Genomic DNA, 2,772 nt, shown 5'->3' on the forward strand with positions numbered 1-2,772 from the left:
CGCCGAGCCTGATACATTCATATAGGCGGCTTCGGGGTCGTTTGCTGACCCGCAGGAATTTTTCGAAAGCGGGGCAAAGCCGCCATTAGCGGCCCGATCTGAGCCGTGACGGCTTCCGACCCATAATAAGTCGTTCAGTGAAATTGGCGCGGATGGCTGCTTTTGACTGGAAGCTGCCGATGAGCCGCCCCGAAACTCCTGCGATATCGTCCACCGCTCGATCTCATAATTAATAGCCAGTTGCGTGGCTTCGATTCGGTGACGCTCAAGATCAGCTACACGATCGCTGGGTCTGCCGAACACAGTCTGCCTAGTTTGCAGAATCGATCTGCAGAACTGGTGCGAACCCGCCGCCGGGTGTTCGCATGTTGGTGGTTTGTCCTTGATAGAGACGCGCAGCCGCAAGCACGGTAGATCCAGCGTAGGTGTAAAGCCTGATATCTGTTTTGAACTCGGTCGTTGATTCGTTTTGCATGACAATCCGGTTGCTCGGCGGCGCATAGCATTGAGCGACATAGTCTCTGCTTTGGATCTCTGCCCGTACTTTGCGGGTGAGCTTCTCGCCTCGGTATGCGGCCTTGCTCCCGTAACCATCGGCCGGTTTGAAAAACAGGTTCCGCCGGTTTGCCCATAAGCTATCAGCATTGACCGGACTGACGATGACAGTCTCTGGGACAGCGAGTTGCAATGCCGCGCGATGCGGCGCCGACAGTCCCCAACTCTTGAGGGCAGCTGGGTCGGACAACAAACTCAGGTTGCGTTTATTGGCCAGCAGTGCATGGTTGTGAGGATTTGGCGATACCACCACAACGCCGCAATTGTAGGCTGCTGCTAGTGCAGCATGGCTGTCTTCGGCCAGGGCAAAATCAACCAGGCGATTGTAGATCAGATCGATTGCTAGCCCATCGAGGGTCAAAGTTGCACCATCAAATCGGAACTTGCCGGGGTCGGCAATGACCGTCCTGATCCCAGCAGCTTCAAGGATTGCTTGTGCCAGCTTAAACTCAGGCAGGAGAAATTGTGCGTCAGGATCATCATCGACAATGGCAATTGTTGATGGGCGGCCCACACCCCTCTGCAGCTGCCACTCGGCGATGAACATGGCGACGACCTGATCAGCAAAATTTTGCTGCGGGGCAATCCGGTCGACCAGGGATTGTACCTGCAGACAACAGGCACGCTGCGCTCTTGCAAGCGCGAAGTTTAGGAACGCGCCACCGGCGTTGGTATTGATCTCGATCAGACGCGGTCCGTCGTCCGTTATATGGAAGTCATAGCCCATCAGGGCGCCGATTGGACCGAAGTCTGCCCGGGCGGTGGGAGGCGCCCATGTCATCGCGGCAGCCACAAACCCGTCTAGCTTCGCTGCTGCTTCTGCCGCTGCGACAACACTTTCCATTATCGCCATCATAACCCTGCTAACAAACACTGGAACGTTCGAGAACAGCGACGGATGGGTACGAGCAAGGTCAGCAGCGAAGCCGGGAAAATCAGCTCCGGCATCGAGCGTCTCCAATAGGACCGAGCGATCGAGGGTAATGCAAAAACAGTCGTGATTGAGCCGGTCAGCCCCTCCACTGCCAACTGCGAGCGCGGACTGTTGCACCGCGTCTGGCGTTTTTACCGCTAACGATTTTTCGCTGAGGCATCGGTCTTTCGTCACTGATTGCCTGCCCAGTTCTCAAGAGCGAGAGCCATATAGCAACGATAGCCAGCTGTCATGATCCCGACGCCAAATGCCCGATTTGCCGTTTGACGAACCAAAGCACCAACAGCGGGACGACCACCCACATCAGCAGCGGCGCAATCCCGATATGCAGCCACGGCGTAACCGGCATCGCAGCAGCGTAGCGCCAGCTGAACACCCCATTCGAGCGTGTCGCAATTATCTCAACGGCGATTGTGATGGCCAAACCAATCAGGACGAATCCGGTGACCTGCGATGACTTTGGCGCGCTAACCCATGCGGTTGATCGCGTGAGCGCAGCTATGATGCCAAACGCGACCAACATGATGACAGCGTCGCCAAAGGTCGCCGCCATGCAGATCTGAATGCCCGTAAGGTGCGACATATCGGATGTGCCTGCGTACAGCCACATCTGGCCGAACTCCCATGGCAGGCTGAGCAACAGCGCAAACACCGCGATGTTGACCGCAGGATGTTCAGCCAGCGGCTTCACAGGTTGGCATTTCTCAGACGAAGGGCATTGCCGACAACCGATATTGACGACAACGCCATGGCAGCAGCGGCGATGGCGGGCGAGAGCAGTAGTCCAAGCGATGGATATAGAACCCCGGCAGCGACGGGCACGCCGATGGCGTTGTAAACGAACGCGAGGAACAGGTTCTGGCGGATGTTGCGCATGGTCGCGCCGCTGAGGCGGCGAGCGCGGACAATGCCGTTGAGGTCGCCTTTGACCAGCGTCACCCCGGCACTTTCGATAGCGACATCCGTGCCGGTGCCCATTGCAATGCCGACATCGGCAGCCGCGAGCGCGGGGGCATCATTGACGCCGTCTCCTGCCATCGCGACAATGCGGCCTTCGGCTTTCAGTCGCGCGACCACGGCGCTTTTTGCATCAGGCAGGACATCGGCCTCCACCTCATCGAGCCCAAGGCGCCGTGCCACGGCTTCTGCCGTGACCCGGTTATCGCCGGTGACCATGATGACGCGAATACCCTCGGCCTTGAGCGCGGCAAGCGCGCTAGGCGTCGTAGGCTTCACCGGATCGGCAATCGCGATGACGCCGGCCGCCTGGCCATCGACAGAGA

At 58.2% G+C, this 2,772-nt stretch carries 4 protein-coding genes; all 4 read right to left on the bottom strand.

Translation table 11 applies throughout. The annotated features are described in order from the left end of the window. Positions 1 to 303 (bottom strand): hypothetical protein (locus ACEW8G_RS15035; protein ID WP_373489209.1); only part of this gene is annotated, 303 nt, incomplete at its 3' end. Positions 304 to 310: 7 nt separating this feature from the next. Then, the gene (locus tag ACEW8G_RS15040) at positions 311 to 1,663 is read right to left on the bottom strand and encodes a hypothetical protein (protein ID WP_373489210.1); all 1,353 of its coding nucleotides are present in this window, start codon (positions 1,661 to 1,663) and stop codon (positions 311 to 313) included. Positions 1,664 to 1,718: 55 nt separating this feature from the next. After that, positions 1,719 to 2,180, bottom strand: a complete 462-nt coding sequence (locus ACEW8G_RS15045) for a hypothetical protein (RefSeq protein ID WP_373489211.1) — start codon at positions 2,178 to 2,180, stop codon at positions 1,719 to 1,721. Then, a partial coding sequence (locus tag ACEW8G_RS15050; protein WP_373489212.1) for an HAD-IC family P-type ATPase occupies positions 2,177 to 2,772 on the bottom strand: 596 nt, incomplete at its 5' end. The genes ACEW8G_RS15050 and ACEW8G_RS15045, both read right to left, overlap by 4 nt.

The sequence above is a fragment of the Blastomonas sp. genome (genome assembly GCF_041747255.1).
In the GTDB taxonomy this organism is placed as follows: domain Bacteria; phylum Pseudomonadota; class Alphaproteobacteria; order Sphingomonadales; family Sphingomonadaceae; genus Blastomonas.